25 protein-coding genes are annotated in these 25,957 nt (G+C 72.7%); 13 read left to right on the forward strand and 12 right to left on the reverse strand.

Going from position 1 to position 25,957, the window contains the following annotated elements; all coding sequences use genetic code 11:
- The first annotated feature begins 77 nt into the window (after window positions 1–77).
- From WME75_RS14700 to WME75_RS14720, 5 genes are all read left to right on the forward strand, one after another.
- The gene (locus WME75_RS14700) at window positions 78–1,349 is read left to right on the forward strand and encodes a TolC family protein (protein ID WP_437490936.1); all 1,272 of its coding nucleotides are present in this window, start codon (window positions 78–80) and stop codon (window positions 1,347–1,349) included.
- A gap of 195 nt (window positions 1,350–1,544) precedes the next feature.
- Entirely contained in the window at window positions 1,545–2,330 is a 786-nt protein-coding gene (locus WME75_RS14705; protein ID WP_437490938.1) for a cytochrome c biogenesis protein, read from the forward strand.
- Window positions 2,331–2,334: 4 nt separating this feature from the next.
- Window positions 2,335–2,613 carry a CcmD family protein gene (locus tag WME75_RS14710; RefSeq protein ID WP_437490941.1) on the forward strand — a complete coding sequence of 93 codons (279 nt, stop codon included), beginning with the start codon at window positions 2,335–2,337 and terminating at the stop codon, window positions 2,611–2,613.
- Entirely contained in the window at window positions 2,613–2,756 is a 144-nt protein-coding gene (locus tag WME75_RS14715) for a hypothetical protein (RefSeq protein ID WP_165373172.1), read from the forward strand. The genes WME75_RS14710 and WME75_RS14715 overlap by 1 nt, the downstream gene beginning before the upstream one ends.
- A gap of 76 nt (window positions 2,757–2,832) precedes the next feature.
- The gene (locus WME75_RS14720) at window positions 2,833–3,972 is read left to right on the forward strand and encodes an acyl-CoA dehydrogenase family protein (RefSeq protein ID WP_437490943.1); all 1,140 of its coding nucleotides are present in this window, start codon (window positions 2,833–2,835) and stop codon (window positions 3,970–3,972) included.
- Window positions 3,973–4,056: 84 nt separating this feature from the next.
- On the opposite strand, the gene WME75_RS14725 is transcribed toward WME75_RS14720, so the two are convergent.
- Both WME75_RS14725 and WME75_RS14730 read right to left on the reverse strand, forming a co-directional pair.
- Window positions 4,057–5,019, reverse strand: coding sequence for an FHA domain-containing protein (locus tag WME75_RS14725; RefSeq protein ID WP_437490945.1), 963 nt, complete (start codon window positions 5,017–5,019; stop codon window positions 4,057–4,059).
- Between the two features lie 261 nt (window positions 5,020–5,280).
- A complete protein-coding gene (locus WME75_RS14730) occupies window positions 5,281–5,430 on the reverse strand; it encodes a hypothetical protein (protein ID WP_020735437.1) in 150 nt (49 codons plus the stop codon).
- Window positions 5,431–5,673: 243 nt separating this feature from the next.
- Here WME75_RS14730 and WME75_RS14735 point away from each other — a divergent pair, with 243 nt between their 5' ends.
- Window positions 5,674–6,882: a protein phosphatase 2C domain-containing protein gene (locus WME75_RS14735; protein ID WP_437490948.1), complete on the forward strand. Its 1,209-nt coding sequence runs from the start codon at window positions 5,674–5,676 to the stop codon at window positions 6,880–6,882.
- Window positions 6,883–6,896: 14 nt separating this feature from the next.
- A complete protein-coding gene (locus WME75_RS14740) occupies window positions 6,897–7,571 on the forward strand; it encodes a pseudouridine synthase (RefSeq protein ID WP_437490950.1) in 675 nt (224 codons plus the stop codon).
- Window positions 7,572–7,629: 58 nt separating this feature from the next.
- On the opposite strand, the gene WME75_RS14745 is transcribed toward WME75_RS14740, so the two are convergent.
- The 6 genes from WME75_RS14745 to argJ form a co-directional block, all read right to left on the reverse strand.
- On the reverse strand, window positions 7,630–8,730 hold the full coding sequence (locus WME75_RS14745; protein ID WP_437490953.1) for an enolase C-terminal domain-like protein: 1,101 nt from the start codon (window positions 8,728–8,730) through the stop codon (window positions 7,630–7,632).
- Between the two features lie 28 nt (window positions 8,731–8,758).
- Window positions 8,759–9,415, reverse strand: coding sequence for a TlpA family protein disulfide reductase (locus WME75_RS14750; protein WP_437490956.1), 657 nt, complete (start codon window positions 9,413–9,415; stop codon window positions 8,759–8,761).
- Between the two features lie 20 nt (window positions 9,416–9,435).
- Window positions 9,436–9,903: a 3-hydroxyacyl-ACP dehydratase FabZ gene (gene fabZ / locus WME75_RS14755; protein ID WP_437490959.1), complete on the reverse strand. Its 468-nt coding sequence runs from the start codon at window positions 9,901–9,903 to the stop codon at window positions 9,436–9,438.
- A gap of 30 nt (window positions 9,904–9,933) precedes the next feature.
- Window positions 9,934–10,530: an OmpH family outer membrane protein gene (locus tag WME75_RS14760; RefSeq protein ID WP_437490961.1), complete on the reverse strand. Its 597-nt coding sequence runs from the start codon at window positions 10,528–10,530 to the stop codon at window positions 9,934–9,936.
- A gap of 139 nt (window positions 10,531–10,669) precedes the next feature.
- Window positions 10,670–11,527, reverse strand: coding sequence for a hypothetical protein (locus WME75_RS14765; protein ID WP_437490964.1), 858 nt, complete (start codon window positions 11,525–11,527; stop codon window positions 10,670–10,672).
- 387 nt (window positions 11,528–11,914) lie between these two features.
- Complete coding sequence (argJ, locus tag WME75_RS14770) at window positions 11,915–13,090, reverse strand: bifunctional glutamate N-acetyltransferase/amino-acid acetyltransferase ArgJ (RefSeq protein ID WP_437490967.1); 1,176 nt, start codon at window positions 13,088–13,090, stop codon at window positions 11,915–11,917.
- 271 nt (window positions 13,091–13,361) lie between these two features.
- Between argJ and WME75_RS14775 the strand changes: the two genes are divergently transcribed.
- The 4 genes from WME75_RS14775 (at window position 13,362) to WME75_RS14790 (ending at window position 19,812) form a co-directional block, all read left to right on the forward strand.
- A complete protein-coding gene (locus WME75_RS14775) occupies window positions 13,362–14,984 on the forward strand; it encodes a hypothetical protein (protein ID WP_437490970.1) in 1,623 nt (540 codons plus the stop codon).
- A 9-nt stretch (window positions 14,985–14,993) separates the two neighbouring features.
- Window positions 14,994–15,854: a hypothetical protein gene (locus WME75_RS14780; RefSeq protein ID WP_437490972.1), complete on the forward strand. Its 861-nt coding sequence runs from the start codon at window positions 14,994–14,996 to the stop codon at window positions 15,852–15,854.
- Window positions 15,855–15,998: 144 nt separating this feature from the next.
- On the forward strand, window positions 15,999–18,200 hold the full coding sequence (locus tag WME75_RS14785; RefSeq protein WP_437490975.1) for a DUF2169 domain-containing protein: 2,202 nt from the start codon (window positions 15,999–16,001) through the stop codon (window positions 18,198–18,200).
- A 151-nt stretch (window positions 18,201–18,351) separates the two neighbouring features.
- A complete protein-coding gene (locus tag WME75_RS14790; protein ID WP_437490977.1) occupies window positions 18,352–19,812 on the forward strand; it encodes a serine/threonine-protein kinase in 1,461 nt (486 codons plus the stop codon).
- 446 nt (window positions 19,813–20,258) lie between these two features.
- On the opposite strand, the gene WME75_RS14795 is transcribed toward WME75_RS14790, so the two are convergent.
- A complete protein-coding gene (locus tag WME75_RS14795; protein ID WP_437490980.1) occupies window positions 20,259–21,068 on the reverse strand; it encodes a fumarylacetoacetate hydrolase family protein in 810 nt (269 codons plus the stop codon).
- Between the two features lie 113 nt (window positions 21,069–21,181).
- Window positions 21,182–21,766 (reverse strand): class I SAM-dependent methyltransferase, encoded by a 585-nt coding sequence (locus WME75_RS14800; RefSeq protein WP_437490983.1) that lies wholly within the window; start codon window positions 21,764–21,766, stop codon window positions 21,182–21,184.
- 186 nt (window positions 21,767–21,952) lie between these two features.
- Here WME75_RS14800 and WME75_RS14805 point away from each other — a divergent pair, with 186 nt between their 5' ends.
- Window positions 21,953–22,645 (forward strand): DUF2293 domain-containing protein, encoded by a 693-nt coding sequence (locus WME75_RS14805; protein ID WP_437490985.1) that lies wholly within the window; start codon window positions 21,953–21,955, stop codon window positions 22,643–22,645.
- On the opposite strand, the gene WME75_RS14810 is transcribed toward WME75_RS14805, so the two are convergent.
- The gene (locus WME75_RS14810) at window positions 22,642–23,238 is read right to left on the reverse strand and encodes an HAD family hydrolase (protein WP_437490988.1); all 597 of its coding nucleotides are present in this window, start codon (window positions 23,236–23,238) and stop codon (window positions 22,642–22,644) included. The two genes, WME75_RS14805 and WME75_RS14810, sit on opposite strands and share 4 nt — an antisense overlap.
- Before the next feature lie 350 nt (window positions 23,239–23,588).
- Between WME75_RS14810 and WME75_RS14815 the strand changes: the two genes are divergently transcribed.
- The gene (locus tag WME75_RS14815) at window positions 23,589–24,764 is read left to right on the forward strand and encodes a vWA domain-containing protein (protein WP_437490991.1); all 1,176 of its coding nucleotides are present in this window, start codon (window positions 23,589–23,591) and stop codon (window positions 24,762–24,764) included.
- 90 nt (window positions 24,765–24,854) lie between these two features.
- Here WME75_RS14815 and WME75_RS14820 read toward each other — a convergent pair whose 3' ends face one another.
- The gene (locus tag WME75_RS14820; RefSeq protein WP_437490993.1) at window positions 24,855–25,910 is read right to left on the reverse strand and encodes an LNS2 domain-containing protein; all 1,056 of its coding nucleotides are present in this window, start codon (window positions 25,908–25,910) and stop codon (window positions 24,855–24,857) included.
- Window positions 25,911–25,957 lie beyond the last annotated feature (47 nt).

Below are 25,957 nucleotides of genomic sequence, written 5' to 3' on the forward strand. Positions count from 1 at the left end.
TCTCCCTCGCGGTCCGGCTCGCCCCGCTCCCCGCTGCCGCCGCCGACACCGGCGGGGCTCCCCCGAGACAGGCGGCGATGATCCACGATCTCCCCCGCGTCCTCGCGCTCGCCGACCGCAATCACCCGCACGTCCTCGCCGCCCGCGCGAAGCTCAACCAGGTCCGCGCGCAGCTCGACGAGGCCCGCTACGCCCCGTTCTCGCAGTTCAAGCTGACCGGCGGCGTCGCGCTCGCGCCGACCGTCCGCGGCAACAACATCTTCAGCCCGAACACCGACGTCTCGCTCACCTCGAGCCTCGGGGTCGCCTGGCGCGCCAACATCGACGGCGTGGTGCCGCTCTGGACCTTCGGGAAGATCACGAGCCTCTGGGACGCCGCCGAGGCGAACGTCCGCGTGAACCAGGCGAACGTGGAGAAGGAGCGGGACGCGGTGCGGCTCGACGTCCGCAAGGCCTACTTCGGCCTCCAGCTCGCGCGCGACTCGCGGAGCCTGCTCACGGACGTGAGGGCCGAGATGGACAAGGCGCTCCGCCGCCTGGAGGAGCAGGTCGAGAGCGACGACGGCGATCCGATCGAGCTGCTCAAGCTCCAGACCTTCGGGGCCGAGCTCGAGGCGCGCGCGGCGGAGGTCGAAAAATACGTCTCGGTCGCGCTGGCGGGGCTGCGCTTTTACACGGGCGTCCCGGAGCTCGACATCCCCGACGTCCCGATCCGCCCGCCGACGCACCGGCTCGGGCACGTCAGCCGATACCTGACCGCGGCGCGCCTGTACCGGCCGGAGATCGCGCAGGCGCGCGCGGGCCTCGACGCGAGGTCCGCGCAGGTGCGGCTCGCGCGCGCGCAGCTGTTCCCCGACATCGGCGTCGGCCTGCAGGTCGGGGTGAGCGCCGCGCCCGAGGTCGCGGATCAGCTGAACCCGTTCACGAGCGACCCCGGCAACTACTTCCACTACGGCGCCGCGCTCGTGCTGCAATGGAAGCTCGACCTGCTCCCGCAGTCGGCGCGCATCCGCTTCGCCGAGGCGCAGCTCGAGGAGATGGCCGCGACGCAGCGCTTCGCCATGGGCGGGGTCGCGACCGAGGTCGAGACCGCCTACGCCGAGGTCGTGGAGGCCCAGAAGCGCCTCGAGGCCTACACGAAGGCGGCCAGGTACGGGAAGCGCTGGCTCGTGATGGTGCAGACAGGAATCGACGTCGGGACGATGGCGGAGAAGGACTTGATTGATCCAGCCAAGGCGTACGCCACGAACCGCTTCAACCAGCTGAACGCGACGATGGAGCTCGACATGGCGATGTCGCGCCTCGCGAAGGCGACCGGCTGGGACGCGATCGCTCCGGACGGTACTTGACCAAGGGGGCGGCCGCGCTGAGCGCGGGGATCGCCTCGCCGCCGCCCCTCGCCGCCCTTCGCCGCCGCCTCGCCGCCCTTCGCCGCCGCCCCTCGCCGACCTTCGCCGCCGCCTCGCCGACCTTCGCCCGCCCCGCGTCCGACCCCAACCGCGGCTTGAACGCGACCGTCCTTGGCACTACGGTGGCGCGCCAGCATGGGAGCCAACGACGAGCGGGTGCCGCGCAGGGTGGCTTTGGCAGCGAGCGGGGATGCGACGGCGGGCGGCGTGCGCGGCGCGTCGGGAGGCTCCAGCATCGCCTTCTCGGTCCTGCTCGCCGCGTCGGCCCTCGCCATCATCGGCACCCTCCATTTCGTCGCCTACGTCGTGCCGACGGAGGCCTCGATGGGGATCGTGCAGAAGATCTTCTACTTCCACGCCCCGGCCGGGTACGCGATGTACCTCGGCGCGACCGCCTGCTTCATCGGCTCCGCCGGCTACCTCGCGCGCGGCACGCAGTGGTGGGACTCGCTGGCGAAATCCGGCGCGCAGGTCGCCGTGGCGATGGGTCTCATCGTCCTTATCACCGGCCCGCTCTGGGCCGCCAAGGCGTGGGGCGTGTACTGGACGTGGGACCCGCGCCTGACGACCTCGCTGCTCAGCGTCCTTATCTACATCGCCTATGTCGTGCTCCGCGCCTTCACGGGCGACAGCGATGCCGAGCGCAAGTTCGCCGCGGCCCTCGGCGTCCTCGGCGCGGCCAACCTGCCGATCATCCATTATTCGGTGAAGATGTGGGGCGGCAATCACCCCACGGTCATCACGGGCAAGGGCGGCGGCCTCGGGCACCCGGACATGAAGCTGGCGCTCGGCCTCGGCTTCCTCTCTTTCACCCTGCTCTCCCTCGCCCTCCTGTGGGCGCGCCTCCGCGTCGATCTCGCGTCGGCGCGGCTCGCGGAGCTCGAGCAAGAGGCCCTCGAAGTCGGTATCGGAGAGGACTGATAACGTGAAATCCCTTCATTCCTTGTTCTCCCACGCGGCCCTGCAGCAACCGACGGGCACGGCCACGGACGACCGAGCGCAGGCGTTCCGCCCCGTGGAGGGCGGAAACCAGATGCAGAGCGGAGAGAAGCTGCTCGTCGAGGCCTACGCCGCGATCTGGCTCATCATCTTCGCGATGGTCTTCCTCTCCTGGCGCCGGCAGAAGCAGATCGACCGGCGGATCGACGCGCTCGAGGCCGCCGTGCAGAAGGCGCGGGCCGGCGCGGGCCAGGGGACGAGCTGATGCCGAACCTCGGGGAGATGACCCCGCAGCACGCGCTCTACATCCCCGTGGTGCTGATGCTGGGGCTGATCGTCGGCTACATCCTGGGCAGCCGCGCCGTGCGCGCCGAGCTCGAGCGACGTAAGCGCAGAATGAAGGAGTGACGGGGGCGCGAGCCCTCGTCCCGCGTTGCCGGCGGGCTCGGTGAGCGCCGTCCCCGCCGCACTAGCCGGAGGTCACGTGGTCGATTTCTCTGTGAGCGAAGAGCACAAGGCTCTCATCGATACGGCGCGGCGCTTCACGAAGGAGCGCGTCACCCCGATCGCGGCCGAGTGCGATCAGAAGTCGTACTTCCCGATGGACGTCTTCATCGAGGGCTGGAACCTCGGCCTCGTCAACCCGACCTGTCCGGCCGAGTACGGCGGCCCGGGGATGGGCGAGCTCGAGAACGCCCTCCTCGCCGAGGAGCTCTCGTACGGGTGCACCGGGATCCAGACGAGCTTCCTCGCGAACGGCCTCGCGCTCACGCCGATCAAGCTCGCGGGCAGCGAGGAGCAGAAGAAGAAGTACCTCGGCATGCTCACCGCCGAGCCGATCATGGCGAGCTACTGCACGAGCGAGCCGGACGCGGGCAGCGACGTCGCGGGGCTCAAGACCCGCTTCGTGAAGCACGGCGACGACTACGTGCTGAACGGGCAGAAGTGCTGGATCACGAACGCGAGCTACGCGCGCTACTACGTCATCTTCGCGACCTCGAACCCGGAGCTCCGGCACAAGGGGATCGCGGCGTTCATCGTCGATCGCGACTCGCCCGGCCTCCGCGTCGGCAAGAAGGAGGACAAGCTCGGCCAGCGGGCGAGCGACACCGCGCAGGTGTTCCTCGATGACGTGAAGGTGCCGAAGGAGAACCTCCTCGCGCCGGAGGGCCAGGGCTTCAAGCTCGCGATGGAGACGTTCAACCAGACCCGCCCCGACATCGGCGCGGCCGCGACGGGCCTGATGCGGCGCTGCCTCGAGGAGTGCGTGGCCTACGCCAAGGAGCGCAAGACGTTCGGCCAGCCGATCGGCAACCACCAGCTCATCCAGTGGATGCTCGCGGAGATGGCGATCCGCGTCGAGGGGACGCGCCTGCTCTACCAGAAGGCCGCGTGGAACCTCGATCACGGGGTGCGCGACCCGATCGTCTCGAGCTTCGCGAAGGCCTACGGCGCCGACAGCGCCATGCAGACCGCCGTGGACGCCGTGCAGGTGTTCGGCGGCAACGGCTACGTGAAGGAGTACCCCGTCGAGAAGATGATGCGCGACGCGAAGGTCCTCCAGATCTACGAAGGCACGAGCCAGATCCAGCGCATCCTCATCGCGCGCCAGCTCCTGTCGTAGCGAACGCCGCGCGGCGGCGAGGGGCGAGGGTCGAGGCCGGAAGGACGCCGGCCTCGGCCCTCGTCGCCGCGAGGGCGGCCGGCTTCACGTCTGCGGGTGCCAGATCAGCGTCAGCTCGGGGCCCAGGGTGAGGGCCAGACCCTCGGTGGGGATCATCACGCGGCGGACCTTCTGGCCCGCGTACCTCGTCCCGTTCGTCGAGCAGAGATCGAGGGCCATGACCTCGGTGCCGTCGCGCAGGAGCAGCAGGTGGGTCCGCGAGATGTGGGTGCTCAGGACGGCGCGCAGCCCGCGGTCCAGGCAGTTGTCGGCGCGCCCGAGCAGCACGCCGTCGTCGAGCGCCTGCTCGGGCAGCTCGACCGCGGCGCTGCGCTCGCTCGACTGCAGCGTGAGCCGCACGTACCCGGTCTTCGCGCGCGGCGCCACCATCTCCTCGATGTGCGAGACGGGTCGGACCGACGTGATGTGCGAGATCTCCCCGCGAGCGAACCGATGGCTCGTCGTGATGCCCTCGGTCGGCGCCGGGGGCGCGGCGCTGTCGGCGGGCTTCTCCGCGATGCTCTCGATCCCGCGCGGCGGCTCGCTCATCCCGCACGAGCTCACCTGCAGCACGCGCGACGAGGCGCGCGGCCCGACCGGGAGCCCGCCGACCACATGCTTGCCGATGCGCACGAGCAGCGGGCCGCTGACCACGATCGACCGCCGCGGCACGTCGTCGTCGACGAAGAACGGGATCGAGGTCTGCAGATCCATGAGCCGCAGGCCGAAGGCGCCGTCGGGGAGGTTGCAGCAGGTGGCGACCAGGTGACGCACGCACACGTCGTCGCCTGACGCGAATTTCACGTCGCAGCGCGGGTGCGAGCCGAAGACGGCGTACGCCCCGGCGTTCGCGGGCATGTCCAGCCACGCGACGTCGCCGCCCGACACCCGGAACAGCCGGTACCCGTCGATCATCGGCGATTCGGGCGGGTTCAGCGCCATCACCGCCTCGGCGGTGGACAGGGCGCGCCGCATGGCGGCGACGTCGATCCGCGGTTGCACGGTCATCGCGCGCTCCAGGTGATGCGCCAAGCCGCGCGCGCGATCGTTTGCCGCGCCGGCCCGCCGGGCTCGAGCGTGAACGGCGGAATCGCTGTGCGAGCCTGCGGCAGCGCCGCGGCAGGAGCGAGCGTGGTGGATGGCAGACAGCAGCAAGGCCTCATGCGGTCGAGCCGAATCCTACCGGAATTTTTCGTCTGGGGCTCTTTCGCTGCGCGCCCCGAAGCTGCTCCGGCCGGTGGGCGCGGGCCGAGACGACGGCTGTCCGGCTCAGCTCACGCCGACGCTGACCTCCGCAACGAGCTCGCCACCCCAGCGCCAGAAGGCCACCGAGCGGCTGAACAGGAGGATGACCTCCAGCCCGAGCCCACCGCCAAATTCGAGCCGAAAGCGCCCGACGTCCACCTCGATGAGTTGCATGCCCCCGGAAGACGCGAGAGTCGGGCCAACCGTGGATCCGTGCGCGTTGCACGCTGGTGTGTCTGCCGGGGGCACGGCCTCGCCGCGGCCGGTGCGCACGGCGCGCCGGGCCGCCGGCGTGTCCCCGGCAACGATCGCGCGGCGCGGCGCAGGGACGGGGGGGCGAGCGCGGGCGAGCGGGCGCGCGGTCGTCAAGAGCCGCGCGATTTTGACGCCGCCCGCACGGTGTCTATCCTGGGCGCGGTGTCCCAGATCCTCCCGCGCTTCGACTATCGCATCGAGTTCGCCGCATCGACCGATGTCGGCCTCGTCCGCCCGAGCAACGAGGACCGGATCCTCTGTTGCCCCGAGCTCGCCCTCTTCGGCATCGCCGACGGGATGGGCGGCCACGCCGCCGGGGAGGTCGCCGCCCAGATCGCGATCGACACGTTGCGCGACGAGGTGCTCCGCCCGCCCGCGGCCGCCATCCTCGACGCGTACGTGGCCGACCCGAACATCGAGGCGCGCCGCGAGGTGTTCGCGCTGCTCCGCCGCGTGGGCGAGGCGGCGCACGCGGCCATCCTGGAGGCGCGCCGCACCGAGCCGAGCTACCAGGGGATGGGCACGACGCTCGACTTCGTTGTGCTCGCGCACAGCCGGGCCTTCTTCGCCCACGCGGGCGACAGCCGCGCGTACCTCGTTCGCCCGACCACCACCGTCCAGCTCACGCAGGACCACGCCCTCTACGACACGCTCCGCGCGGCCGGCAACGCGACGCCGGCCAGGAAGCCGCAGCGGAACCCGCTCGTGAACGCGATCGGGCTCGCGGGCACCGTCTCGGTCGACACCCTGTTCGTCGATCTCTCGCGCGGCGATCGCATCCTCCTCTGCACCGACGGGGTGCACAACGCGATCGAGAGCGAGGCGTCGCTCTCCCGCTTCTGCGCGAAGGGCGGCCCCGAGGACGTCGCCGCGGGCCTCCTCAAGCACGCGCGCGACCGGGGCGGGCTCGACAACGCGAGCGTGGTCGTCATCGACATCAAGGAGCGCTTCGTGACGCGCGCGGACGACGCCGGTCCGTCCTCGCGCGACCTCTCGGTGATCTCCGCCTGCCCGCTCCTCGCCGGCATGAGCCCGGCCGCCGTGCTCGGGGCGCTCGCGGCGGGCGTGGAGGTGGAGCTCGGCGCGGGCGATCGTATCCCGCGCGACGTCGCGAGCGATCTTGTCGCCTACCTGGTGCTCGACGGGGCCGTGGACCTGGCCGACGGGCGGCGGATCGTCTCCTCGGGCCTGCTCTTCCCCGAGTCGCTCGTGGGCGCGCGTCGCAAGGGCGATCTGCCCGTGGCCGCGGCGCGGACGCGGCTCATCCGGATCCGCAAGGACGACTTCGCCGAGGTGTGCGACCACGACGCCGAGCTCGCGGCCGCCCTGTACCAGCGGCTCGCGCGGTACCTCGCCCTGGGGACCGGCTGAGCGCGGCCTCCGCGATGCAGCTCTCCCTGCTCCACCTGGACGACCGCGTCGCCGCCTTCGCGAAGCCGTCCGGGCTGCTCGTGCACCGCGGCTGGGGCAGCGCGCCGGTCGTGTTCGTCGATCTCGCCGAGCGGGCGCTGGGCCGGAAGGTCTTTCCGGTCCACCGCCTCGACCGCGCGACGAGCGGCGTGCTGCTCGTCGCGCTCGACGCGGTCGCGGCGGCGCTGCTCTGCGCGCAGTTCGAGCAGGGCCTCGTGCGGAAGCGTTACCTGGCGCTCGTCCGCGGCGTGCCCCCCGAGCGCGGGTGCGTCGATCACCCGATCCCGCGGCGCGAGGGGGGCCCGCGCGTCCCGGCCGTCACCGACTTCGAGCGCCTCCACGCGCTCGAGCGCTACGCCGTGGTCGAGGCGCGCCCGCGCACGGGGCGCCTGCACCAGGTGCGGAGGCACCTCAAGCACATCAGCCACCCGATCATCGGCGACGTGAACTACGGCAAGGGCGAGCACAACCGCCTCTTCCGCGAGCGCTACGCGCTGCACCGCCTCGCGCTGCACGCGGCCGAGCTCGCCGTCGCCCACCCCGAGACGGGCGCTCCCCTGTGCATCGCCGCGTCGCTGCCCGACGACCTTCGAGGGCCGTTCGATCAGCTGGGCGTGCCGGCGTGGATCGGCGCGGCGCCGGCGGCGTGAGCGCGCCGGGGCCTGCGTCGCGGCGCGCTGGCTCCGCCTGCCAAGCTGAAGCGCGGAGCTAGCCGGCCTCCGGATCGCGGCGCTTCGGGGTGACGCCGTGCCCGGCCCCGATCTCCTCGAGCGAGAGCGCCGGGCCTCGCTGGACGAAGCCGCCGTCGAAGGGGTTCTCGGCGAGGAACATCGGCGTGTCGAGATCGACGAACGAGAACCCGCCGAGGCCGGCGGCGAAGCAGGCCGACGCCGTCATCGCGAGCATCGACTCGACCATCCCGCCGATCATCAGCCCGAGCCCCGCCGCGCGGGCGACCGCCGCGACGTCGAGCGCCTCGGCGATGCCGCCCTTCATCAGCTTGATGTTGACCACGGTCGCCGCGCGCTCCGACGCGACGCGGAGGACGTCCGCCGCGCAGGCGACGCTCTCGTCGGCGGCCACGTCGACGCCGGCGCGGCGCGTGACCTCCTTCATGCCGTCCCAGTCGTCGCGCGGCACCGGCTGCTCCAGGAGCGCGACGCGCGCGCCGAGCCGGCGCGCGTGCGCGACGAGCGCGAGCGCCTCGCCCGCCGTGAGCCCGCCGTTGCCGTCGAGGATCAGCGCCGCCTCCGGCGCCGCCGCGTGGATCGCCTCGATGCGCGCGGGGTCCGACGCGGCGAGGCGGCCGCCGACCTTCACCTTGAGCGCGCGGAAGCCCATGGCCGAGGCGCGCCGCGCGGCCTCCTCCGCGCGCTCCGGCGAGCCCGTGGTGATGGTGATGTCGGTCGTGAGCGCCGTCCCCGAGCCGCCGAAGAAGGCCCAGAGCGGCATGTCCGCGCGCCTCGTGAGCGCGTCGAGGATCGCCGTCTCGATCGCGCAGCGCGCCGCGCCGGCGCCGCCGCCCGCCGCGGCGCGGAGCGCGACAGCGATGGCGCGCCACGCGCGCGCGTCCGCGCCCACCACGGCCGCGCGCAGCGAGAGGGCGGCGGCGCGCGAGGCCTCCTGCGTCTCGCCGTTGAAGGCGGGCAGCGGCGCGGCCTCGCCGAAGCCGAGCGTCCCGTCGGCCAGCTCCACGGTGACGAGGAGGTTCGCCGCGCGCTCCTGCGCGCCGCCAGCGATGCCGAACGGCTCGTGCAGCGGGATGTCGAGCGCCTCGATCGAGACGCGCCGGATCAGGGTAGGGGACATGAGGGCCATCGCCGCCTTCGCACGAGGCTCACGGAGAGGAGCGGCCGCCGTCGCTCGGCGCGGGCGCCTCGGCCGGGGGAGGTGCCGCCGGGGGAGGTGCCGCCGGCGGAGCGGCCGCTTCGCCGAGCAGCGCCTCGATCTCCCGGGAGATCTTCTCCTCTTCGCCGTCCTCGTAGCCCGCGTGGACGTGGCGCACGACGCCGCTCCGGTCGACGATGAAGGCGGTCGGCATTCTCCGCGGGTTGTAATTTTTTACCGCGCTCTGGTCCTTGTCCCAGAGGATCTTGAACTTGACGCCCGCCTCGTCCGCGAACTCCACGAGCTGCTCTTTCGAGACGTCCTCGGGGGCGTCGAGGGCGACGGCGAGCACCGCGAGATCGCCGCCGAAGCGCTCGACGAGCTCCTGGTACTTGGGGAACGACTTCCTGCAGGGGTGGCAATAGGTCGCCCAGAAATCGACGATCACCACCTTGCCGCTCGCGTCCTTCAGCGTGGAGGGCCCTTCGCCGCTCACGACCTCGGCCGCGAGCTCGGGCGCCGCCGAGCCGATCAGGCCGCCGCCCGCCTGAGGCGCCGGCGGGGCGGCGGGCGCGGCGCCGCCGCAGCCGGCCGGGAGCGAGAGGGCGATGGAGGCGCAAAGGACAGCGGCGATGCGGGCGAACGACGGCGACGGGCTCCGGCTCATGGTGAGATCTTCCTCTTGGATCAGGGCTCGCGATCGACGACGGAGGCGAGCATCTCCCCCTCGGCGCAGAGCGTGCCGTCGACGCTCGCCTCGCCGCGCAGCTTCCACACGTTCGAGCGGTGGTGCAGCACCTCGACGTAGAGATCGAGCCGGTCGCCGGGCGTCACGGTGTGGCGGAACTTCGCCTTGTCGATGCCGAGGAAGAACATGAGGTTCGACGTCGCGTCGAACGGGTCCGACGCGTAGGCGAGGATCCCGCCGAGCTGCGTGAGCGACTCCAGGATCAGCACCCCGGGCATGATCGGCCGCTGGGGGAAGTGCCCCTGGAACCAGGGCTCGTTGTACGCGACGCACTTGTAGCCGCGGATGCTCTTGTTGGCGGTGACCTCCGTCACGCGGTCGACCATCACGAGCGGGTAGCGGTGCGGCAGGATCGACAGGATCTGATGGATCTCGAGCGTGACGGGCTCTTGGGTTCGTTCGGGCAAGTCCGGCTCCTTTCCGCGGCGTGGAGCGCGCTACTTGGCGGTGTCCTTCTTCTCCGCCGGTTCGCCGCCCGCGTCGTCCTCGCCGCCGCCGGTGTTGTAGAGCTGGATGATCTGCTCCGTCAGATCGAGGTCGGCGCGCACATAGGGGGCCGCCTGCTTGTCCAGGATGACCTCGTAACCCGACTTCTTCGCGATCCGGGCGACGATGATCATCATCTTCTTGACGATGGGCCCGGTCAGCTCTCCCTGCTTCTTCTGCAGCTCCTTGTTGTAGTCGACGAACACGGTCTGGAGCTCGACCATCTGGCGCTGCCAGTCCTCCATCCGCTTCTGCATCGACTCGCGCGAGAGCACGCGCGACTGCTTCTCGATGTCCTCGCGCGCCCGCTGGAGCTCGGTCTGCTTCGCGTCGAGCTCCTGCTGCCGTCGGTCGAAGAGCTTCTTCAGGGTGGCCTGCGCTCGGATGCCGTCCTCGGTCTGCATCACGGCGTGCTGCACGTCGACCACGGCGATCCGGGTCTCGGCGGCGGCGACGCTCGGCGCGGCGAGGGCGAGCGAGACGACGGCGGCGCGGGCGAGCCGGACGAGGAGCGGCGCGGGCCGATGCACGGGGGAGCGGGCGACCATCCGAGGCGATTACCCGCCGCGTGACGGACGGTCAAGGTGTGCGGGGGCAGGACCGGGGAAGGTGAGGGGGCGTCGAGGGAGGCCCTTCGTCCGCCGCGGCGGAACGGCGGCGCGAGGGGCCTCGGTCAGCGGCGGCGGATCAGAGGCACTCGCCGGAGATGCAGCTCTCACCGTCAGGGCAGGGCTCGTCGAGCGTGCACTCGGGCGCGACCTCCTCCCGTGTCTTGCAGAAGCCGTCCGCGCAGCCGACGAAGCGGCTGTCGATGAGCCGGCAGGCTCGCTCGCTGTCGCACGGGTAGTGGCAGTAGCCGTCGTCCATGCACTCCTGGCCCTGGGCCGCGCAGGCCGTTGTGGCGCATCCGGGCTGCGGCGAAGGGTCGGCCATGCACGCGCCGGTCACCGCATTGCACACCTCGCCGGCGGCGCAGTCGTCGTGCGTCGTGCACCCGGCGGTGCAGGCGCCGTCGACGCAGAGCGCGCTGCCCTCGCACGGCGCCGCGTCGCTGCACTCGGGGTTCGCGGGGTCGGGGACGCAGACACCGCGGTCGCAGCGCGTGCCGGCCGCCGCGCAGGGGGCGCTGTCGGAGCAGCCATCGGCGCACTCGCCGTTCACGCACACCCGGTCCGCGCCGCACTCGTAGCTGAACTCGCACGCCGCGATGCAGAGCCCTTCGACGCACCGCGTGCCGTCCTCGCACGCGTCGTCGCCGTCGCAGGGACACGTGGTGAGCTCCGCGTCACAGGCGACCTCCTCGCCGCCAGCGCCGCCCTGGCCGGCGCCGCCCTGGCCAGGGCCGCCCTGGCCGGCGCCGCCGGCGCCTACGTCGGACTCCGCCGGGCGACACCCGTAGCCGTCGCAGAGGAAACAGTTCTCGCCGTCGCGGTCGCACTGGAGCGTGGCGTCACCACAGCCACCACAGCCCGCCGCGGTCGCGGCGAGCATCAGGAACAGCGCGCCTTGACCCAGGATCTTCGCAAGGGGGGAATAAAGAAGCATCGAAGTCCTCCAGCGGCGGCCGGCACCGGCGCGGCCCTCCCGCACGACTACCATGCCGCGCGCTAACACGCAGCGTGCCAGGGGGGCCGCGGGAGAGGATCGCGGGGAAGCCCGACCGGCTTCGCGCATTGTGAACCTGCGTTCACCAGCTCTCGTCGCGCGAGGTTCACTGGCCTCGCTCGCGTCTCGTCGCGCGAGGTTCGCCGGGCCGGCGGCGCGCTCCGTCGCGCGACGTTCGCTGGGCCGAGGGGGCGCACAACGTGAGGCGGCGGAGGGTCGTCGCTCCGGGGCCGGCATGGACCCGCCGGACGCAGCCAGGCGCTTCCGGTCAGGGCGAAGACGCGGGCACGCTCTCCGCGAGCCGCCCGGCCGGTCGCCCTGCGCGGCTCACGAGCGGTAGCCGGCGTTCACGTCGACGTACCCGTGCCCGAGGTCGCTCGTCAGGTAGGAGAAGTCGCCGGGGCCGCTGCCGAGCACGAGCTCGATGACGTAGGTGTCGCGCGCGAGCACCTCGTTCGCCTTGAGCTCGGCTTCCGCCCCGACAGGCGCGCCGTTCTGCACGATCGGGATCCCGCCGACGAGGATCTGGACCTCGCGCGGATCGAACGGGACGCCGGCGCGCCCCGCGGCGGCGAGCAGCCTCCCCCAGTTCGCGTCCTTGCCGAACAGCGCGGTCTTCACGAGCAGCGACGTGGCCACGGTGCGCGCCACGGTGCGCGCCCCGTCGCGCGTCGAGAGGCCGCGGACGCGGATCTCGGCGACGTGCGTGCTGCCCTCGCCGTCGGCCACCATCGAGCGCGCCAGCTCGCCGCAGACCTCGGTGAGGCCCGTCGTGAGCTCGTCGCGCGACACGCGGCGCTGGGACGCGCCGGAGGACAGGAGGAGCACCGTGTCGTTGGTGCTGGTGTCCCCGTCGACGGTGCACGCGTTGAACGTCACGTCGCACGAGGCCGAGAGCGCCGCGTTCGCCTCGCCCGGGTCGAGCACGGCGTCGGTGAACAGGAAGACGAGCATCGTCGCGTGAGGCGGCCCGACGTCGGGGTGGATCATCCCGGCGCCCTTGCCGATGCCGAGCAGCGTGGCGCCCCCGCCCACCTTGCGCTGAGAGAGCTTCGGCCAGCGGTCGGTCGTGCAGATCGCCTGGGCGAAGTCGAGGTAGCCCCTCGGCGACAGGCGCGCCGACAGCTCGGGGACTCGCTCGATGATCCGGTGCGCCGGCAAGACGGCGCCGATGACGCCGGTCGAGGCGGGCAGCACCTCGTCCTCCTGGGCGCCGATGGCCTCGGCGACGGCGCGCGTCGTATCGAGAGCGGCCTTCCAGCCGGCCTCGCCCGTACAGGCGTTGGCACATCCGCTGTTGGCGACGACGGCGCGGGCGCGCCCCGACAGGACGCGCTGCATGGCGATGTCCACGGGCGCGGCGCGCACGAGGTTCCGGGTGAACATGCCGGCGACCACCGCCGGCTGATCCGCCACCGCGAGCGCGACGTCGATACGCCCGTCTTTCCGGATCCCCGCGCTGATGGCGCCGAAGCGAAACCCTGCAACTGGCTCGAAGCTCATGAGGGCGCGGAGTCTACGCACGAACGCGCGCCGGGAGAAAGCGGCAATGGGGCCTCCAGGCCACGTCGAAGGCTGCCGGTTGGATCGCCGCGGATCGCCGCGCTCTCCTCCGTTGTCGCCGCGGCGGGGCTCCTCCTCGGGAGGGGCTCGCCGCCGAGGGGCTCGACTTCGGCGCGCTTCCCAGGACCGCTCCGCTCTTCCACCCCGTTCGCGTTGCCGCGAATGAGACGTCCGGAGGCGGCCGGGCTGAGCGCGACATTTGCAATGCTTCATGCCGATGGTCACCGTCCGGATCGTCGATATCAAAGGTCTCTATCTCCCGGGCTTTCCGGACAGCTCGGCGCCGCCGGGGACCACCCGAGCGGCTGGCGTCAGGCCCGGCTACACGAGCCTGGATAACCAGGGACGCGTCTACATCAATCGCGATCTCGACGGGCGCTGGGCAAAGAATACGCAGCTCATCGAGATCACGGCCGAGGTGACGAGCCCCGACGGCGAGCTCCCGGAAGGAGCGCGGATCCGCTGGAGCGCGCGCGATCCGGACGACCCGTCCAACGAGCGGCCGGAGGTGCACCCGGACTGGGGCTCCACCCTCGACGAGAACGATTACGACGCCGCGGGAGCGTACGCGGGGCCGGTCGAAGGGGACGACGAGGGGACGCCGGACAGGAGCCCGAGCTGGGAAGAGGTGGAGGGCTACCCGCTGTCCGACGCCGCGGAGACCAGCGCGAGCACGGCAATCGTGGGGGGGCGGAGCACGATCCGGCGGCACATGACCGATATCGCCGGAGACAACCTGATCGTCCGCGCCGAGATCGAGGCCGAGGGCCTCGAGGAAGCCGCCGCCGACGAGACCGGGATCATGACGCTCTGGCGCCGGATCGACGTCGAGTACATAAGGATGGAGAGCGCGCCTGCGCTGCCGATTGCGCAGGTGCCGAGGCACTTCGAGCCGGTCTTCACCCAGCTCGACTTCTCCGAAGAGCGGGTGATCCAGGACCTGCAGCACCTCTCGCTCGACGCGGGCACGCTCGGCGAGCAGGCGTCCCGCTTCGTGAGCGAGATCTTCTCCCACGCCGGGGAGCCGGGCTGGTTCTGCCTGATCGCCGCGCTGGAGCCGCACCCTCTGCCCGAGGTCCAGGGCGCGCTGCTGTTCACCGGGGCTGTGACGATCCTGGACGGCGGGCAGGGAGAGAGGCGCAGAGAGTACGTGGAGATCCCGGGCGACCACCCGGACGCGAGCTACGTCACGTTCCGCTGGAATGGCCAGCAGATCGGATTTTCGGTCGCGATCGCGTCCGTCCTGTCCGACCCGCCGCGAACCCAGCTCTGGCTCGATCCGCACGACATCCAGGGCCAGTTCACCGCGGGCGACGGGTCGGTGGCGCATGCGTACAGGGACCGCCTCTTCTTCTTCCCTCGCGCCCGCCGCAGGGGCGCGGCGTGGGAGCCCCCGGGCTATGGCATCCCCGCGCGCGTCGAGGCCGTCGTGCGGGGGCCGGGCGCCGCCTACGCCGCCGGCATGAGCCCCACGATCGACGTCGGTGTCGCGAGATATTTCGCCGGCAGGACGATCCTCTTCACCCATCACAGGGCGTGGTGGGACCCCGAGCGCGGGCAGCCCCGGGGCCGATACGAGCAAGGCACGCTCCACACCATCGTTCACGAGCTCACGCACGCGTTCGGGATGCCGCACAAGTGCGGCTACTTCGATTACCTGACGCCGCGCCGGACGACGTGCTGCATGAACTACCGCTCCCACTGGATGATCGACGCTGACCAGCAGCTCATCCCGGGGACCGCCGAGCTGGTCGGCAATGACCTGTGCGGGCGCCACGTGAAGGAGACCCGGCGCGTGCGCCTCGAGGAGAACAGAGGACTGCGATGGAGATGAGGAGCCGTCATGTCGGATAACCCTGCGTGCAACGAGGGAGAGCCCGCCGGCCCGCCCGGTTTGGCGCTGCGCTCGATCGATCACGACCGCCGCTATGTGCTCGGCTTTCCCCTGCACGTGGCCATCACGGTGTGCGCCGATCGCCCCGGCACCTGCATCCGGCGGCTGCCGCGCGCGAGCTGGGCAGGCAACGCCGGCGCGATCGGCGTTCGCCTCACGAGGGCGGGCTCGGGCGAGGAGGTCGTGAGGACCGAGCCCTCGCCGGTCGTGATCCGCGAGCTCGGCACGCCGGTGTTCCTGCTCTCGCCGGGGACGTGCCGGCGCATGCTCATCGACGTCTCCTCGCATCTGCCCTCGGGTCTCGAGCCAGGGCACTACACGCTCGCGATCGTCTACGAGGGGCCGCCCGACCGCGTGGAGAGCCCGCCGGTGCCGATCGAGCTCGCGGCGCCGGATCTCGAGGAGCAGCGCGAGCTGCAGCGCCTCGCGCCCGAGCTCGCCCGCACAGGCTCCTGGGGCCGCTGGACGAGCCTGCCCCCGGACGGCGGCGCGCCGGTCGAGGCCCGCGTGGATCCGGGCGATCCGCTCCGCTTCAACCGCGCCCTGCGCTACCTGATGTACGGGCCGGAGTCGCTCTGCGACGTGGACCCGGCCGTGCTCGACGTGCTCGACGGCGTCTACGCGCCGGAGGCCCACGCGCTCCGCGCCGAGCTCCACGCCGCGCGGGGAGACGCGGCGCGCTTGGCGGAGCGGGCGGAGCTCATCCGGAGCACCTACCCGGGGCTCGCCTGGTGGATCGAGCGGATCGAGGCGGGGCAGAGCGAGCTCGGCTTCGTCCGGGAATGTCGGGCGAGGACGCGCGGCGGGTGAGCGGCGGCGCGGCGCGCGCCGTCATCGCCGTGCGCCGTCATCGCCGTGCGCCGCGCCGGGCCGCGAGGGCGCTGGCTCCACGAGCGGATCACGGGATTGCAACACGTCCGTCACCACCCGCGAGGTACTCCTTGTCGCGAAGCAATGCGTGACGACGAGGCGAGCCAAGGCCGGCAGCAGCTGCCGGAGCGCGCGAGGGTGAGCGCGCTCCCCCCCGACATCGTGACGGCGCTCCCCGGCGCCGAGGCCGCCGCCATCTCCTGGCGCACGCAGGGCCGGCGGTACATCACGATCCTCGTCAAGGCGAGCTTCGCGTTCACGCCCGGCGCGGCCATGTGGCGGACGGAGCCGCAGGAGATCCTCCGCGCCGAGGTCCATCACGGCAAGAACCCCGCGCGGAGCGTGCGGTTCACCGGCGACCTCGCGCCCTACCTGGGCCGCGCCGACGTCCTCTTCACGGGCGACGCGCATGCGCCGGATGGCGCGCAGGTCCAGTCCTTGCCGGTGCGGATCGCGGTCTTTGGCGCGAGCGGCTGCGCGCTCGACAAACGCCTCCTGGTCCGTGACGGTAAGCCGTTCCAGCGGATGCCGCTCGTCTACGAGAAGGCGGTCCGCGGCGCGAACGGGTGCGAGAACCCGTTCGGCGTCGACCCGAACGGCGGCGAGGCCATCCTCGTCGATCCAGAGGACCCAGCGCGGCCCGCGGGGTTCGGCCCGATCGCGCGCGCGTGGCCCGCGCGCAAGCGGTTGCTGGGCAAGACCCGGCGCGAGACGCTCGAGGGCCCGAACGCGGAGATCCCCGCGGGCTTCGACTGGTCGTACTTCCAGGCGGCGCCCCCGGACCAGCGGATCGATTTCCTGCGCGGCGACGAGTGGATCGTGCTCGAGAACCTGCACCCGGCCGCGCCGCGGCTGGAGATGCGCCTGCCGAGGGCGCGCGGGGTCGCGCGGATCGAAGGGCTCGCCGCGTCCGCTGCGACAGGGGGCGAGACCCTCGCGCTGAGCGCCGACACGCTCCGCATCGACGGCGCCGAGCAGCGCTGCACGGTCGTGTGGCGTCAGATCGTCCCCGTCCCCGGCGAGGGCGCCCTCGCGGCCGTGCGGATCGCCGCCGGCGTCGCGATCGACGGCGAGGAGGTCGCGTGGCCCGATCTGCGCCTCGGGCGAGCCCGGCGCGTCGAGGCAGCGCAGCCGCCTGCTCCCCGGAACGGTCCGGAAGGGACCGTGCTGATGGAGGACGCGCCCGTTGCCTGCGGCCCGGCGGGCCAGCGGGCGGGGGATCCGGGACGCACGATCCACCTCTCGGACGAGGACATCGAGCTCATCGACCTGCTGCAGGGCCCGCCGCCGCTGGAGACGCTCGCGCTCTCCGAGGAGCAGGGCGAGGCGGCGGTGCGCGCGCCGGCGCTGCCGTTCGCGCTCGCGCCGGGAGCGGCGCGGCAGAGCTGGCCGGGGCTCACGCCACAGCAGGGCGACGTCGCCGCCGCCGCGAGCCTGACGCTCGCCCTGTCGGACGCGGACGAGGCGCGCGCCGGCGATCGACCCGCGATCCCGTTCTTCATCCACCCGATGCCGGCGCCCCGCCTCGCGCCGCCCGAGGCGCCGATCCCCGGCGCCCCGTGGTCCGGCGAGCGCGCCTCGCCGGCGCCCGACCTGTCCGCGGGGCTCGCGACCCTCGCGCTGGACGAGGCCTCGCCTCCGCTCGTCGAGGTCGCTCTCCAGGCCGCCTCGCCTCCGCTCGTCGAGGTCGCTCTCCAGGCCGCCTCGGCCCCGGGCGCCCTCTCGCGGGAGCCCGAGCCGCCGGCCGCCTCCCGCTTTTTTCATGTCCTCCGGGGCGACGGCGAGCCGCCCGCCGAGGCGCTCCTGCCGCTCGGCGACGGCGACGAGGTGAGCCTCGAGCGGTGCGCTGCCGTCGCGGCGGAGCTCGAGGAGAGGCCGATCCCCCGCGCCGAGGTGCTCAGGGCGCACGGCCTCTCCGTGGCGCGCTGGGACGAGGCCGAGCGGCGATGGCGCGCGTCGATGGCGGAAGAGGCCAGGCGCCGCGAGCGAGCGCTCCGCGACCGGTTCGACAAGGCCTATGTCGCCGCGTGGGAGGCCGTCCGCGGCGCCCTGAGCGCGGCCGACTACGCCCGGCTGCTCGTCGCGACCGAGCGCAACGGGGCCGCCGCCGCGCTCGATGAGCGCGCGATCCGGCGCACCGTGTGGGCGCGCATGAGGCGGCTCTGGGCCAGGCGGCTCGCCGACGATCCGCGCCTCCGATCCCGCGTCGAGGCCGAGCTCGCGAGGCTGCGCGAGGCGCCCCGGCAGCGCGCGCAGGGCGGCGCCCCGTCGGCCCACGCCGTCTGAACGGGCGCCGTCTTCACCACATCGTCCCGCCCGACGGCGATCGCTTCCCGGGCCGTCACGCCGCGCTCGGGAAATGCGCGGCGCGCCGTGCCCCTTGACCGCGGCGCGCGGGGTTCCGAACATCCTCGGTGGTGCAAGCGATGGTTCGGCCATGATCGACGCGTTGACGCTGGGTAAGGAGCTCGCGGGCCGGTACAGCGTGGAGGGGCTGCTCGGCGTGGGCTCGATGGGCGCCGTGTTCCGCGCGCGCCACCTCGCGCTCGCGCGGGTCGTGGCGATCAAGGTGCTCACGGGGCACGCGGACCCGAACGCAGGGGAGCGGATGCTGCGCGAGGCGCGCATCTCGGCGCTCATCAAGTCGCCGCACGTGGTGAGCTGTCACGACTTCGGCTTCCTCTCGAACCGCTCGCCGTTCATGGTGATGGAGTACGTGGGCGGCCCGTCGCTGGCCGCGCGGCTCCAGAGCGGACCGCTGCCGCTCGACGATCTGCGGCGCTACATGCTCCACGCGGCGCGGGGGATGGCCGCCGCGACGGAGCTCGGGGTGATGCACCGCGACCTGAAGCCGTCGAACATGCTGATCGCGCCGTCCGGAGAGCTGAAGGTCGCCGACTTCGGCCTCGCGCGCCTGACCGCCACGACGGGGCCCACGGCCCTGCGCGAGCATCCGCTCACGGCGATGGGGACCGTGCTCGGGACGCCGTTCTACATGGCGCCCGAGCAGGCGTGGAGCCCGCAGGAGAGCGACACGCGGGCCGATATCTACAGCTACGGTGCGTCGTTTTACCACGCGGCCACGGGGCAGCGGCCGTTCGAGGAGCAGGAGCTCTTGCCGCTGCTGCTCGCGCACCGGCAGGACATCCCGACCCGGCCGTGCGCGCTCCGGCCCGAGCTCGACGAGGACGTTCAGGCCGTCCTGGAGCGCTGCCTGGCCAAGGACCCGAAGGACCGCTTCCAGTCCTTCGAGGAGATCGAGGCCGCGCTCATGGGCCCACAGAGCACGCGCTGGGGCGACCCGCACGATCTGACGCTCCGCATGTACCTGGAGCAGTACCAGCGCGTCCGCCCCGTGCTTCTGGCGGGCGGCCCGGTCGGGCCGGTCACCGCGTTCCAGTTCCACGGGGACAGGACGCTGGCGATCGTGCGCGCGAACATCGCGGGCGTGTCGGCCGACGCGCTCGTGAGCGCGGACGACGGGCAGCTCACGATGTCCGCCGGCGTGGCGATGGCGCTGAACCACGCGAGCGGCGGCGTGTGCCACCTGGAGACGCGCAAGTATGTGCCCGTGCGTCACGGCGGGGTGGTCGTCAGCTCCGCCGGCAGGCTGAGCGCGCGGTTCGTCTTCCACGCGATCACGCTCGACTGGGATCACGTGGCGACCTACCGGCCGACCCGCGATCTCATCGTGCGGCTCCTCGAAGGGTGCTTCTACCACGCCAACACGATGAAGCTCCGGAGCATGGCGCTGCCCCTGCTCGGGGCGGGGCGGGCGGGCTTCTCACCCGCCGAGTGCCTGGACACGATGGTCGAGTTCCTCGTGAAGGCGATGCTCCTCGGCGGCACCGGGCTCTCGCACGTGACCATCGTGCTCCGGGACGGGCAACCGTTCTGAGGCCTCTTTCGGCGGGGCGGGGCCTCGGGCGGCCGCGCCGGGGGCCGCGCCGACGCCGAAGGCCAGGAGCGCGATGGGGTGCCATGGCCAGGTGTTCGCAGTCGCAGGGGATGTCATCGGTGACCTCGGAGATCTGCTGCGGCGCGCGCGGCCCCCTGGCGGGGGGCGCTCCGGCGACCGCAACGACGGTGGGAAGGATGCGTTCGCCTGCGGGTCAGTGCACAGAGCCTGCCACGCCGGGCAGCGGGAGCGCTGGCCGGTCTGGCCGCCGATCACCGCCGTGAATGCGAGGAAGCGGGCGCTCGCTCGATGGTGGAACGCCGCAGGGTCGACGGGCGGGTGAGTCGATCAGGCATCACGCACCGTCGTCGAGCTCCGGGCAGCGGACGGCCGAGCCTCCGGGCCTCGCGGGCCCGGAGCGCGACGCCGAGGGGCTGCTCGGTCCCTCAGCGGTCGCCGGCGCCGTTGCCCTGCGCCGCCACGGACACGCGCAGCGCCCCGAGCCCGCGCGCCCCGGCCGTGGCGCCGACGATGTCGATGACGAGCTCGTCGCCGGGCGCGAGCGGCCCCACGCCCTGGGGCGTCCCGGTCGCGATGATGTCGCCGGGCTCCAGCGTCATCACCTGGCTGATGTACGCGACAAGCGCGGGCACGCTCCAGAGCATCTGTGCCGTCATCCCGTCCTGCCGCACCTGGGTGTTCACGACGGCCCGCACGCGGAGCGCCGCCGGGTCGAGCTCCGTCTCGATCCACGGCCCGACCGGGCAGAACGTGTCGAACCCCTTGCCCCGCGTGAACTGCACGTCCTTCCTCTGCAGATCTCTCGCGGTGATGTCGCCCACGCAGGTGTAACCGAACACGTGATCCCCCGCCTGCTCCGGCCGCACCGCCTTGCAGCGGCGGCCGATGATCACGCCGAGCTCGGCCTCGTGCTCGACCCGCTGGCTCTCCGGCGGGAGCACGATGGACTGGCCCGGACCGATGAGCGCCGAGGGCGGCTTGAGGAAGAGGAGCGGCTCGACCGGGACGTCGTTGCCGAGCTCCTGCGCGTGCGCGGCGTAATTGCGCCCCACACACACGATCTTCGTGGGGGCCACGGGGCAGGCGAGGTCCACCTCGGTCCACGCCACCGCCTCGCCGGTGGCCTTGCCGCCGAGCCAGGGTGGTGCGTCGAGGACGAGCGCGGCTGCGCCGTCGAGGCGAGCGAAGAAGGCCGGGCGATCCTGATCCGGAGGCGCGAGTCGGGCGAAGCGCATGGCGAGAGCAAAGCGCGATCATCGCGTCGCAGCAAGCCCGCGCGCCGCGCCATCGCGCCCGCGCGCCGCGCCGTCACGGACAGGCGCCGCGCCATCGCGCGGGCGCCGCGCCGTCACGGACGAGGCGCCGCGGCGCCCCGCCGCCGTGCGACGAGGCGGGCCTCGTGACGCCCTTCCTCCAGCCACCCTTCGTCGTAGCGGACCACCTCGAGCGCCTCGCCGAGGAGCCCGGGGAGCTCGCCGTCCTCGAGCAGCCAGCGCGCGCTCGGGCGCGCGTGCCGCAGCAGGTTCGACCGCGTCGGATGCACCACGACGAGGTGGCCGCCCGGGGCGAGCTCCGCCGCGCAGGCCGCGAGCCTGCGCTCGAGGAAATAGAAGATCAGGATCAGGTCCCAGGGACCGCCGGGGAGCGGATCGCGCTCCACGTCGAGCGCGACCGTGCGCAGCGCGAGCCCCTCCCTCGCCGCGGCGCCTCGCGCGACGCCGAGCCCGACCTCGGCGATGTCGGCCAGGGTCACGTCGAGCCCGCGCCGCGCGAGCCACAGGGCGTGCCGCCCGGCGCCGCCCGCCAGATCGAGCGCGCGCCCGCGCCGGGGCAGCAGCGGCTCGAGCGCCGTGAGCACCGCCGAGGGCTCGCCTGGATCGTCGCCGCCCTCGCGGTAGCGGGCGTCCCACCTGGTGCGATCGTCGTCCGACACGCTGGCCTCCTGTCGCGTTGACCGCGCCGGGCTGGCCTCCTGCCCGGTTGACCGCGCCGGGGCGGAAGGGCGGGCCCCTCGCAGGCGCCGAGCGTACCATCGCCCTGTTCGGCGGTTCCAGCGCGGCGCGGGCGACGGCGGCTGGACACGCGGGATGACCTGGCCTACCACGCCGGCCGCGCCGCCATGCCCGAGAGCCTGACCCTGGCCCCGACCGAGGATCCCCGCCGCTTCCGCGCGCCCGACGGCGCGCTGCTCTCGCCCCCCGAGGGGTGGGCGTGCCTGCCTCCGGGCGACGCCGGGCTCACCCGCCGGGTGAAGCTCGCGGGCCCGTCCTGGATGGTGGTCGAGAAGCGCGGGCGAAAGACGTTCTCCCGGGGCCTCTGGGCGCCGGCCGCCGCCATCGAGGCCGCCCGCGCCGCGCTCGAGGCGGAGCGCAGCACGCCCGCCTACGCGAAGAAGCGGGAGGCGGACGCCCGGCGGCGGGAGCGCGACCAGGAAGAGTACGTGCGCGAGTTCGAGGCCGAGGTCGCGGCGTTCCTCCGGTTCTCGCCGCGCTACGCGGCGCTCGCGCGGACGCTCGCGACCCGCGTGACGGCGCACGCGACCCCCGTCGGCAGCGGCACCGTCGCGCGCACGGAGCGGATCCCGGTCGCGCGGCGCGCCGAGTCGGCGGTGATCGCCTGGATGCGGCACCAGACCACGGCCTACGACTCGATGTCCATCGCGCGCGTGAAGGGGATGCGCCGCGAGGTGCGGCGCGACCTCGCGCAGATCTCGCGCGCGATCCTCGACCTGCATCGCGGCGACGCGCCGCACGTCGGCGCGTCGTGCCCGCTCTGCGGCGCCCTGGCCGGCGCGGCGGAAGAGCGGGCCTAGCGCCCTTCCTCGTCGAGCAAGCCCTCGCCGACGAGCCGGGCGCGCAGCCCCGCGGCCCCGTCGAAGAGGTGCGCGCGCATCCCGACCGCGGCCGCCGCGTCGCAGTTCTCCGCGCGATCGTCGACGAACAGGCACTCGCCCGCGTCGACCCCGATGCGGCTTACCAGGCGATCGAAGAACTCGCGCGCCGGCTTGCGCACGCGCAGGTGATGGCTCGAATAGACACCCTCGAACAGGGCATCGAGCGCGAACGTCTCGCGCAGCTCCTCCACCCACACGGGGTAGTTGCTCGCCACGAACCGGAGCGCGCGGCCCCGGAGCGCCTCGACGACCTCCCGGACGCCGGGCAAGAAGCGATATCCCGCGCGGCGCACTCGGTTGAACGCGTCGATATCGAACGAGACGCCCTCGGCGCCCTCGCGGAAGAACCGGCGGGCGAACTCGGCCTCATCGATCTCGCCGGTCTCGAACGCGGGCCAGCACGCGCGGTCGCGGTGCCTGGCGACCTCGGCCGGCGCGGCGGTCCAGATCGCCGCGGCGAGCGCCTCGCGGTACGGGTCGTAGAGGACGGTATCCATCAGATCGAAACACACCGCGCGGACCATACGGTGTGGAGCGTAGCACCGGCGAGCGCGCGTGTGAGCACGCAGGATACACCGGCGCACAGGCTTTGCGGTCACACGGGTGAGTTGCGCTCTCAGCGCGTCGAGGACGACGAGGGCGACGCGACTGACACGGTATTTGAAAAACCATGTCTCGCAATGAGCATATTTCTGGCTTATACTATTCATGGGTGGCGAGGTCTCTGGAGCGCGGCTCGGCGGTGTGTTGGCTCCTGAAACCTCAGTTGCTAGTTTGCTTCTCTCTACCGGCGCACGGCGCCGGCACTTGCTTATAAAGGAGTCAGGCCATGAGATCGCCTGCGATAGCCATTGCCTTGTCCATGGTGACTGCGTTCGGTGCGGCGTGCGGCGGCGGATCGAGCGCCGATGGCGAGGGCACCTCCCAGAGCGGCTCGGGGGCCGCGAACAGCTCGGGTGATGGGAGCGGAGGCGCCGGCACCGGGTTCGGCGTGGGGAGCGGTATGAACGTGGGCGGCAGCATCGACCCGGGCGGTCCGAGCGGTGTCGGCGGCTCGACCGGCGCCGGCGACGCCTGCGCCACGCACACGGCCACGGCCGAGCTCCAGCCCGTGTACCTGGCGGTCGCGTTCGATGTGTCGGGCAGCATGGGCGCGAACGATCGGCCCTCGCACAGCAAGGAGCTCAAGTGGGATCCCGTCGTCAGCGCGACAAAGCAGTTCTTCGCGGATCCCGCGTCGGCAGGGCTCACCGCCTCGCTCACGTTCTTTCCCGGCGGCGAGCGGCGGCGAATGTGCTCGGCCCGCACCTATGAGGCGCCGGATGTCGAGATGACGCCGCTGCCCTCCGAGGCGTTCGCCGAAGCGATCGACGAGGTCACACCCGCGACCGACGACGACTGGCGCATGGGCACGCCGACGGCGTTCGTGGTCGAAGGGACGATCTCGTTCATCCAGGCGCAGCGCCGGGAGGACCCCGGGAAGTACGCGCTCGTGCTCGTGACCGACGGTTACCCGCAGCTGTGCGATGGGGCCGACTCGATCGAGGCCGTCGTCGAGCACGTCGACGAGGCGCTCGCCGACAACATCCCGACCTACGTGATCGGGGTGGCGAACCCGCCGGACGACGGGCCGGGGAACGTCGACAACCTGCGCGACATCGCCGTGGCCGGCGGCACGAGGGAGGCGTTCATCATCGAGACCGGCAACCCCGACGCGACGGCGACCACGTTCAGGGCGGCCATCGACGAGATCCGCGGCGCCTCGGTGTCGTGCACGGTCGCGATCCCGCCGGCTCCCGAGGGCAGGGCGTTCGACAAGCAGCGGGTGCGCGTGACGTACACGAGCGGAGCGGGCGAGCCGAATGCCCTCGCGTATGATCAGGCGTGCGCGAGCGATGACGCCTGGCGCTACGACGACCCCGCGAACCCGACGCAGATCGAGCTCTGCGACAGCGCGTGCAACGCGGTGAAGTCCGATCCCCAGGCGGCCCTGGCGGTCGACTTCACCTGCGAGGACGTGATCGAGGTCCCGAAGTGATCGGCGGCGGGGGCGCCGCCTGGAGAGGGCGCGCCCCCGCGGTCGAGGCGCCGCCGCGCAGGTCGCGCCTCCGCGGCGCGAGCGCCGCCCTCAGGGCGCGCAGGCGGCAGGTGGGCTGAAGAGCGCCGGGACGAGAGCCCGGTAGTCTTCGTGGGGCACGCCGCCGCGGAGGTCGCCGCCGAGCTTGTGATAATAGCTTCGTGAAGGGGCGATCCCCGCGGCCGTGTACGTCGTGACGTCGCTCGGCATGTTGCCGAAGCCGAAGGACGGCACGATGCCCGTCCGCGCCTTGAGCCATCCGAGCTCGATTATCTTGTAATCGGCCGCGGCCCGGCCCATGGCGCCGGTGACGCCGAGGGTGGTGTGGAGGATGCCGGGCGGGAAGCCCTGCTGTCTCAGCCAGGCTCGCGTGCTGCCCACGAGCCACTCGGGGCGCGCGGTCACGTAGAAGAGGTAAATCCCGCTGTCGGCGAGGGCGCGCATCGCCTCGGCCGCGCCGGGGTGGGCGGCCGGCGGGGCGCCGCCGAAGAGCTCGCCGACCACCGCCACCTCGCTCGAGGTGAGCGTCCCGTCGACGTCGGTGACGGCCACCCGCGCGCCGGGCGGGAGGACCTCGATGAACAGATCCGCGCTCGTGCCGTCGCCGACCACGGCGAGGTGGACACGGTGCCGGCCGACCTCGAGGCGCCGCCCCGCGGTGAGATCGAGATAGATGCGCCCGCCCGTGTCCGGGATGCCCTCGGCGGTCGGGTGCGGGTGGTCATCGTCGCTCGTCCGGAAGGTGCCGAGCCTCTCCCATGGGCCGCTGCAGCCGCGGAGGAGATAGGCCTCGACGTCCTCGTCCTCGAGATCGTCGTCCTGAGGACCGTAAGCGAGCTTCGCGATGGCCCACTGGGGCCCTTCGGGGCGCGCGAAGAGGTCGCGCCCGCGGTGGCGCGGCCACCCGCTCGCGACGAGGCGCGAGCGCGTGTGCCTGAACCCGCGCGGCAGGACGGCCGGCGGCGGCGCGTCGCAGGCCGGGCGAGGCGGGCAGGCGCCCTCCCTGAGCTGCGGCGGCGCGGGCGCCGCGGCCGGCCCCGGGGCGCCGGCGCAGGCGAGGAACGACAGGGCGGCGAGGACCAGCGGGGCGAGCGGAGCGGAGCGCAAGGCGCGACCACCTATACCGCGGCGGGGGCGCGGCGTGACCCGGTCGC

Source organism: Sorangium sp. So ce1014 (assembly GCF_051521505.1).
Taxonomy (GTDB): Bacteria; Myxococcota_A; Polyangia; order Polyangiales; family Polyangiaceae; genus Sorangium.

What these genes read in the sequence shown, in the direction of transcription:
- WME75_RS14790 (WP_437490977.1), top strand. Translation starts at nt 18,352, where the DNA reads ATGATCGACGCGTTGACGCTGGGTAAGGAGCTCGCGGGCCGGTACAGC.
- WME75_RS14700 (WP_437490936.1), top strand. Translation starts at nt 78, where the DNA reads ATGATCCACGATCTCCCCCGCGTCCTCGCGCTCGCCGACCGCAATCAC.
- WME75_RS14815 (WP_437490991.1), top strand. Translation starts at nt 23,589, where the DNA reads ATGGTGACTGCGTTCGGTGCGGCGTGCGGCGGCGGATCGAGCGCCGAT.
- WME75_RS14795 (WP_437490980.1), bottom strand. Translation starts at nt 21,068, where the DNA reads ATGCGCTTCGCCCGACTCGCGCCTCCGGATCAGGATCGCCCGGCCTTC.
- WME75_RS14785 (WP_437490975.1), top strand. Translation starts at nt 15,999, where the DNA reads ATGCGTGACGACGAGGCGAGCCAAGGCCGGCAGCAGCTGCCGGAGCGC.
- WME75_RS14775 (WP_437490970.1), top strand. Translation starts at nt 13,362, where the DNA reads ATGCCGATGGTCACCGTCCGGATCGTCGATATCAAAGGTCTCTATCTC.
- argJ (WP_437490967.1), bottom strand. Translation starts at nt 13,090, where the DNA reads ATGAGCTTCGAGCCAGTTGCAGGGTTTCGCTTCGGCGCCATCAGCGCG.
- WME75_RS14725 (WP_437490945.1), bottom strand. Translation starts at nt 5,019, where the DNA reads ATGACCGTGCAACCGCGGATCGACGTCGCCGCCATGCGGCGCGCCCTG.
- WME75_RS14745 (WP_437490953.1), bottom strand. Translation starts at nt 8,730, where the DNA reads ATGTCCCCTACCCTGATCCGGCGCGTCTCGATCGAGGCGCTCGACATC.
- WME75_RS14765 (WP_437490964.1), bottom strand. Translation starts at nt 11,527, where the DNA reads ATGCTTCTTTATTCCCCCCTTGCGAAGATCCTGGGTCAAGGCGCGCTG.
- WME75_RS14730 (WP_020735437.1), bottom strand. Translation starts at nt 5,430, where the DNA reads ATGCAACTCATCGAGGTGGACGTCGGGCGCTTTCGGCTCGAATTTGGC.
- WME75_RS14760 (WP_437490961.1), bottom strand. Translation starts at nt 10,530, where the DNA reads ATGGTCGCCCGCTCCCCCGTGCATCGGCCCGCGCCGCTCCTCGTCCGG.
- WME75_RS14705 (WP_437490938.1), top strand. Translation starts at nt 1,545, where the DNA reads ATGGGAGCCAACGACGAGCGGGTGCCGCGCAGGGTGGCTTTGGCAGCG.
- WME75_RS14780 (WP_437490972.1), top strand. Translation starts at nt 14,994, where the DNA reads ATGTCGGATAACCCTGCGTGCAACGAGGGAGAGCCCGCCGGCCCGCCC.
- WME75_RS14715 (WP_165373172.1), top strand. Translation starts at nt 2,613, where the DNA reads ATGCCGAACCTCGGGGAGATGACCCCGCAGCACGCGCTCTACATCCCC.
- WME75_RS14805 (WP_437490985.1), top strand. Translation starts at nt 21,953, where the DNA reads ATGCCCGAGAGCCTGACCCTGGCCCCGACCGAGGATCCCCGCCGCTTC.
- WME75_RS14750 (WP_437490956.1), bottom strand. Translation starts at nt 9,415, where the DNA reads ATGAGCCGGAGCCCGTCGCCGTCGTTCGCCCGCATCGCCGCTGTCCTT.
- WME75_RS14740 (WP_437490950.1), top strand. Translation starts at nt 6,897, where the DNA reads ATGCAGCTCTCCCTGCTCCACCTGGACGACCGCGTCGCCGCCTTCGCG.